This window comes from Actinosynnema sp. NPDC059797 (genome assembly GCF_042732085.1).
GTDB lineage: Bacteria > Actinomycetota > Actinomycetes > Mycobacteriales > Pseudonocardiaceae > Actinosynnema.
The window spans coordinates 1-7,439 of the sequence record NZ_JBHWIE010000345.1; the positions used below are offsets into that span (position 1 = coordinate 1).

General features: G+C 72.7%; 4 protein-coding genes. All 4 read right to left on the minus strand.

The window, feature by feature from the left end:
- Positions 1-30: 30 nt before the first annotated feature.
- Complete coding sequence (locus tag ACFV4N_RS36605) at positions 31-2,598, minus strand: FtsX-like permease family protein (protein WP_499677254.1); 2,568 nt, start codon at positions 2,596-2,598, stop codon at positions 31-33.
- The gene (locus tag ACFV4N_RS36610; protein WP_499677255.1) at positions 2,598-3,446 is read right to left on the minus strand and encodes an ABC transporter ATP-binding protein; all 849 of its coding nucleotides are present in this window, start codon (positions 3,444-3,446) and stop codon (positions 2,598-2,600) included. Before ACFV4N_RS36610 ends, ACFV4N_RS36605 begins: the two co-directional genes overlap by 1 nt.
- Positions 3,447-3,697: 251 nt before the next feature.
- A complete protein-coding gene (locus ACFV4N_RS36615) occupies positions 3,698-6,760 on the minus strand; it encodes a helix-turn-helix transcriptional regulator (RefSeq protein WP_499677256.1) in 3,063 nt (1,020 codons plus the stop codon).
- 246 nt (positions 6,761-7,006) lie between these two features.
- Positions 7,007-7,439: acyl carrier protein (locus ACFV4N_RS36620; RefSeq protein WP_499677257.1), on the minus strand; the 433-nt coding region annotated here is incomplete at its 5' end.

Below are 7,439 nucleotides of genomic sequence, written 5' to 3' on the forward strand. Positions count from 1 at the left end.
GGGCCCGATTGGGGGGTGGTACGAGGGGGGTCAGTCGGCCGCCCTGGCGGCTTCCGCCGAGGGCACCGCGAGGATCTTGCGGGCGGGCAGCAGCGTCGCCGCCAGGGTCAGCGCGAACGCGCCGGCCACCACCGCCAGGAAGATCCACACCGGGCCCGCCGGCAGTGGTCGGTCCAGCACCACGATGCTGAAGGGCATCAGCGTGGCGATCGAGGCGACGGTGCCCAGCACGATGCCGATCGCCGCGACCACCGACGCCTCCAGCGCGAGCATCTGCATCACCTGGCGCGGCGTGGTGCCGATCAGCCGCTGCACGCCCAGCTCCCGCTTGCGCGAGGCCGTCGCCATGACCAGCGTGTTCGCCACCGAGATCAGCGTGTACCCGGTGATCAGGCCGACCAGGAGGTAGTTCACCCAGGTCTGCGTCTCCGTGCCCTTGGCGAAGGTGACGATCGACGAGTTGTCGCCGACGATCGCGCCGGGCACCGAGGCCACCTGCTCGCGCACCGCCGCCATCACCGCCTCCGGCGAGGTGCCGGGCGCGCCCTTGACCAGGACCTGCTGCGCCAACCCGGTGGTGGTGTGCTCGGCCAGCAGGTCAGCGGACACCAGGAGCGTCTCGTAGCCCTCCTTGGCCTCGTACAGCGCCACGACCGTCACCTCGGCCTGCTCCCGGTCGCCCAGGCGCAGCGTCACCCGGTCCCCGACGCCCACGCCCAATTCGGTGGCCTGCGCCACCGGCAACCCGGCGGTCGAGCCGGTCAGGTCGCCGAGGTCGCCCTCGACCGGGGTGATGCCGGTGATCTGCGCGGCGCTCTCACCGTCCACGCCCTGCATCGGCCACGGGCTGGAGATGTGCGAATCGTCGTAGGGCTTGTCGATCCACCCCGCGCTGGTCACGTACCGGGTGGCGGCCTCGACGCCCTCGGCCGACCGCACCCGCTCCACGACCTCGGGCGTGAAACCGCCGGTGGACGAGGAGACCACCGCGTCGGTCCGCAGGTCCTCGGCGAACCAGCGGAACGCCGCGGCCTCCTGCGTGGTCGAGAGGTAGAAGTTCGACAGCGCGATGCCGACCGCGAGCATGATCGGCGTGACCGCCGCGGCCATGCGCACCGAGCGCAGCCGCATGTTGTTGTTGGCCAGGTACCCGATCACGCCACCGGCGGCGCGCACCGGAGCCGCGAACAGCCTGCCGATGACCTTGGTCAGGCCGGGGCTGATCAGCGCCAGGCCGATCGCCCACGCCATCACCGCCGGGCCGGCCGTGGCCGAGGCCACCGGGCCCGTCATGAACGCGCCGGTCACGATGAACAGGCCCAGGCCGATCAGGAAGAACAGCACCGCGAACAGCACGCGGGGGAACGTGACCCACTTGCGCTGCACCGACGCCTCGGCCATGGCCTCGACCGGGTTCACCTTGGCCGCGCGGGAGCTGGTGATGCGGGCGGCGAGCAGCGCGCTCAGCAGCGCCACCGCCGGACCGATCAGGTAGGCGAGGAAGCCCTGGCGGTACTCCACGACCGGCGAGATCACCCCGGCCTCGGAGATCAGCTCGAACATCAGCGGCCCGATCACGATGCCGGGCAGGCAGCCCAGCAGCGCGGCGATGATCGCGACGAAGAACGCCTCGCCGATGATCATGCGGCGCACCTGCGCCGGCGTGCCGCCGATGGCGCGCAGCGACGCGATCTCCTTCTGGCGCTGCTGGATCGACAGGCCGAGCGTGCTGGAGACGACGAACATCGCGATGAACACCGCCATGCCGCCGAACACCGCGGCGAGCGGGATGAGCTGCGCCCGGCCGCCGACGGCCTCCGGGTGCTCCGCGAGACCGCGGTCGTCCTCGATCAGCACCGAGTACGGCTGCCCGTCGTACTTCTCCTCCAGGGACTCCTGGAACGCCTCGACGTCCACGCCGGGGCGCAGGAACAGGCCGAACGCGCTGACCTGGCCGCCGTGCTCGCCGAGGTCGGCGATCGCCGAGTTCGCGAAGAACAGCAGCGACTGCGGGTCGCGCCCCGCCGGCGGCACCAGGCCCGTGACGCGGAACGAGTCCGCCTCGCCCTTGGTCACCACGTCGACCTGGTCGCCGACCTTCACGCCGGCCAGGCTCGCCGTGGCCGCGTCGAGCACCACGTCGCGGTCACCGGTCGGCTCGCTGCCCTCGATCAGGGCGAACGGCCCGAGCTGCGCCGATTCCCAGGCGTGGCCCAGGGATTGCGGCCCGGCCTGCACCGGTTGGCCGCCCCGCACGACGGTCGCGGCGACGTTGGTCTCGGCGACCACGCGCTCCACGCCGTCCACCGCGGCCAGCTCGTCGGCCATCGCCGGGTCGAGCCACTGGCGCTCGGCGAGCGCCACGGTCTTCATGTCCTTGAGGTCGTTGGGGTCCTCGTTGGGCACCAGGTACGACTGCTGCCCGCTGACCACGACGGGCGCCGCGGCCAGCCGCTGCGGCGGCACCGCGACCGTGATGCCGGTCTCCATGAGGCCGGCGCACGCGATCACCAGGCCCGAGCCGAGGAACACCGCGATGAACGTCGCGATGAACCCGGCCTTGCGGTACCGGAGCGTGCGGAGCGCGAGCTGCCACATCAGTAGTTGCCCCCTCGGTCACGCCGACCCGGGCCCTGGGCCTGGCTCAGGCTGAACGAGCGCTGCGGGCGCTCGACCATCGCGGTCAGGTGGGTCATCCGCTCGGCGACGGCCTCGGCGGTCGGGTGCTTGAGCTGCCCGATGATCTGGCCGTCGATGAGGAAGATGACGCTGTCGGCGTGCGAGGCGGCCACCGGGTCGTGCGTGACCATCACGATGGTCTGACCGCTGACCAGGACCGACTCGCGCATCAGGTCCAGCACCTCCAGCGCGGTGCGGGTGTCGAGGGCGCCGGTCGGCTCGTCCGCGAACACGACGGCGGGCTCGGACACGAGCGCGCGGGCGATCGCCACGCGCTGCTGCTGGCCACCCGACAGCTCGCCGGGCAGGTGCGTGCGGCGCTGGTCCAGGCCGACCCGGCGGATGACGTCCGCGACGCGGTTGCGGTCGATCTTGCGCCCGGCCAGCTTCATCGGCAGCGTGACGTTCTGCTCGACGGTCAGCGCGGGCAGCAGGTTGAAGCTCTGGAAGATGAAGCCGACCCGCTCCCGGCGCAGCTCGGTCAGCTGGACCTCGGTCATGCCGGTCAGGTCGACGCCGTCGAGGATGACCGCGCCGGTCGTCGGCTGGTCCAGGCCCGCCGCGCACTGGAGGAACGTGCTCTTGCCCGAGCCGGACGGGCCCATGACCGCGGTGAAGCTGCCGTAGTCCAGCGCGATGTCGACGCCGCGCAGCGCCTCCACCGCGCTGTCGCCCTTGCCGTAGGTCTTGCGGACAGAGTCCAGGCGCACGGCCGCGGGTGCGCTGCCGTTCCCGCCGTGCTGGTCCCTCCGCCTACCGCCAAACATCGCCACTCACCCGCATTCCTGTTGGTACTCGTCCTCGTGCATTGCAGCTAACGCTATGGGGAACGCGCTTCACGTTCCATGGACCTAGGAGCACACCTGAGGTGGGCCCAGGCCCACCCCGGCGGTGGGCCGGGGCGCGGGCCGCCCGCGCCCGATGATCACACCACGGACCCCCGACGAGACCGAGCCGCACCGACCCCGTTCGGGTGTCGGTGCGGCTCGGCGCGGTCGCCCGGCGGGTCGACGCCGGATCAGCGCCGGATTCCGCCGCCGGAGGTGGAGCGGGCGCCCTGGCGCGGGTCGCGCGCCGTGCGCTGCACCGGTGTGTGCCCGGTTGTGTGCCCCGGTGTCGGGTGCCCCGGTGTCGGTTGCGGCGCGGTGATCGCCGGGGCCTCCGCGGCCCACATGTCCAGCGCGCCCATCGGGAGCCCGGTCGGCAGGTCGGTGCGGCGCCGCACCTTCAGCTTCCGGTAGACCCTGGTCAGGTGCTGCTCCACGGTGCTCACCGTGATGTAGAGCTTGCGGCTGATCTCCCGGTTGGTGTGGCCCAGCGCGGCCAGCGCCGCGACCCGCCGCTCGGCGGTGCTCAGCGTGGCCAGGTCGTCGGGCTCGTGCGCGGTGCCGCCGCGGCTCTCGACCTCGGCCGCTTCCTCCTCCTCGCCCTCGGCCTCGTCCAGGACCAGGCCGCGGGGCAGGAATTGGCGGCACAGGGCCTCGGCCTGGCAGCCCTCGGCCATCCGCAGCGCGCGCTTGGCCACGACCTTGGCCGCGCCGAACTCGCCCAGCGCGTGGTGGGTGCTGCTGAGCAGGGCCAGCGCGACGGACAGCTCGACCTGGTCGCCGCAGCCCTGGAACAGCGCCGCGGCCTCGCGCAGCATGGGCAGCCGCTGCTTCAGCTCGATGGACGACGACAGCACCCGCAGCGACACGCCGCGGACCCGCGGGGTGTCCGCCGTCGGCCGCTCCAGCTGCGCCAGCACCAGCTCGCCGGCGCGGTCGATCCGGTTCAGCCGCAGGTACGCCTGCGCCAGGTCGGAGCGCCACGGCAGCAGCGCGGGCAGGTCGAGGTCCCAGTGCACGGCCAGTTCGCCGCACGCCTCGAAGTCCGCCAGCGCGGCGTGGGGCCGGCCCGCGGCCAGGTTCGCCTGTCCCCTGGCCCGCAGGTACACGGCCCAGTGCCAGGTGTTCTGCGCGGCCACCGGGACGGTGCGCTTGAGCTGCGCCTCGGCCTCGTCGTGCTTGCCCGTCGCCGAGGTGGCCAGCACCAGCGCCGCGAGCGGCGAGGCGATGGCCGGGCCCCAGTTGTGCGAGGACAGCGCGGTGAGCGCGAGGCGGGCCTGGCGCTCGGCCGTGGCCAGGTCGCCCTCCATCAGCGCGATGTGCGCCCGCACGTCGGCCAGCACCGCCTTCCACGTGGCGGCGTTGCCGGTGCCGACGTCGGCGCGCAGCGTGTCGCACCAGTGCTTGGCCCGGCCGACCTCGCCGCACGCAGCGAGCGTCAGCAGCGCGTAGGAGGCGGCCTCCGGCGCGCTGTCGGGCGCCCAGCAGTTGCGCAGCAGGCGCTCCGCCGTGGCCACCAGGTCCTCCTGGTGGTCGCGGATCAGCGCCGAGCGCCGGTCGCCCGCGCCGACGGGCACGGCGTCGGCCACGGTCGGGTGCAGCCAGCGCACCCAGTCCCGCAGCACCCGGTGCTCGGTGGCGGCCGGCGAGTGGGGGCTCTCCGCGGCGGTCTCCTCCAGCCGCCGCAGGGTGTCCCTGGCCTCGGCGGTCCGGCCGAACCACAGCTGGTAGCGCAGCAGCGCCCGGGTCTCGCGCACGCCGAGCAGCCCTCGCTCGGCGGCCTCGCGCAGCTCGGGCAGGTGCCGGGACACCACCGACGGGGTGGCCCGCCACTGCACGGAGGCCAGCGCGGCGGCGAGCGCGGCGCGCCCGGCCGCGTCGTCCTCCGGGCAGCTGGTGCGCGCCAGCTTCAGGTACTCCACCGCCCGCTCCGGCCGGTGCTCGGCCAGCGCGGTGTCGGCGGCGTCCCGCAGCACGGCGACCGCCCACGGCGCGGTGGCGGCGCCGGCGGCGTTCAGGTGCGCGGCGATGTCCGCGCTGGGCAGGCCCTCGGCGTAGAGGAGGCCGGCCGCGCGCTGGTGCGCCGCCGCCAGGTCGTCGGCGCCCACGTCGGCCAGCACGGCCGCCCGCACGGCCGGGTGGCGGAACCGGCCGTCGTCGAGCAACCCGGTGTGGTTGAGCGCGGTGAGCACCTCGACGACCGACGTGGTCTTGCGGCCCAGCAGGCGGCCCAGCAGCTCGGGCGTGGCGTTCTCGCCCAGCACGGCCACCGCGCGCACCACGTCGAGCATCCCCGGCTCCCAGCGGTGCAGGCAGGCGAGCACGGCCTGGCGGAACGCCTCCCCGGCGGTCACGCCGTCACCGGGGTCGCCGTCCTCGGTGAACACGGCGGTGCGGTGGTCCTGCACCAGCGCCTTGACCAGTAACGGGTTGCCGCCGGTCATGGCGTGGTAGGCCGGCGCCAGCGCGGTGGCGGTGCGCTGGTCCAGCTCGTCGGCGACGATGCGCGCGACGCCACGCGGCGACAGCGGCGCCAGGCGCACCGGGGTGAACCACGGCGTCCTGGTCAGCTCGGCCCGGAACAGGGCGTTGACGTGCCGGGAGTGGTCCGACTCGGTCAGCACGAGCATGATCCGCGCCCCGCTGAGCCTGCGCTGCAGGTGGAGCAGGGCCTGCAGGGTGCAGGAGTCCGCGTACTCCACGTCGTCGGCCACCAGCACCAGGGGCTGCTCCCTGGCGGCGTCGAACAGCACTTCGCGGACCGCTCGGACGATCTGCGAGTGCTGTTGCGCCGTGGGGTCCGGCGTCGGGCCTTCGTGGGCCGCCGCGTTCGGCGCGCCCGTGCGCTCGACGTCCAGCAGCCTCCCCAGTCGTTCGGCGACCTCCGCGGGCAGCCCGGCGGCGAACTGCGCCAGCACGCCGCCGCTGACCGCGCGCTCGGCACGGGAGCAGGTGGCGGTCAGCACGAGCGCGCCGCCCGCCGCCGCGCGTTCGCCGAAGGCACGCACGAGAGCGGTCTTGCCGCTCGCGCCGGGGCCGCCGACGTGGACCACGTGGCCGTTGCCCGCCACGCTGCCTGTGAATATCGCGTCTAATTGGTCCAGCAGATGCTCGCGCTCGACGAGACTCAAAGTTGTACTCCCCCAGTTCAGCTGTTGCGCGTCGGTACAGACACAACGCTGTGCAGTCAAATGGTGACTGGATGGGACCCTAACCTCCGGTATACAAACGTACAAGACGAATGTGTACCACAAATAGGTGTAAAAAACGAAAGTTCATCACGTTTGCCCGAACGGTCATTTAACCCGCCAGTAGATACTGGGCCGTAACGAGGGCTACGACACTTTTTCGCCCGATCCGTTCCCTTCTGGACACTTCCTGGCAACAGGAGCGCCACGAACCGGTCCAAGCACCGTGCCGTCCCCCGTCACGACGACGCCGCCCCGGTCAACCGTTAACTTCGGCTTCCCGGGGCGGCGTGGGTTTCGGGCGGGACTCGGTCAGTCCGAGGCCTCCAGCTCCTCGTCCAGCAGGTCGAACAGCTCGTCGGCGGTCACGGAGTCCAACCCGGCGTCCGAGTCGGACGCCGCATCCTCCGGCTCACCGGAGGCCGACCAGCGGGCCAGCAGGGCGCGGAGCCTCGACTCGACCCGGGCGCGCTCCTCCTCGTCGGGCGACGCGGAATCCACGAGCAATTCAAGCCTGGCCAGTTCCGATTCTACGGACGGTGAGGTTTCCACCTCTCCGATCAACTCGGAGTGAAGGAAGTCGGCGACCGCCGCCGGCGTCGGGTGGTCGTAAACCAACGTCGCCGACAACCGCACCTCCGCCGTTTCACCGAGCCGGTTGCGCAGCTCCACCGCCGCCAGCGAGTCGAAGCCCAGCTCCAGGAAACCCCGGTTCGGGTCCACCGCGTGCGGCCCGTCGTGGCCG

Excerpts from the sequence above, each read along its gene's own strand:
- ACFV4N_RS36605 (WP_499677254.1), bottom strand. The coding sequence starts at position 2,598 with ATGTGGCAGCTCGCGCTCCGCACGCTCCGGTACCGCAAGGCCGGGTTC.
- ACFV4N_RS36610 (WP_499677255.1), bottom strand. The coding sequence starts at position 3,446 with ATGTTTGGCGGTAGGCGGAGGGACCAGCACGGCGGGAACGGCAGCGCA.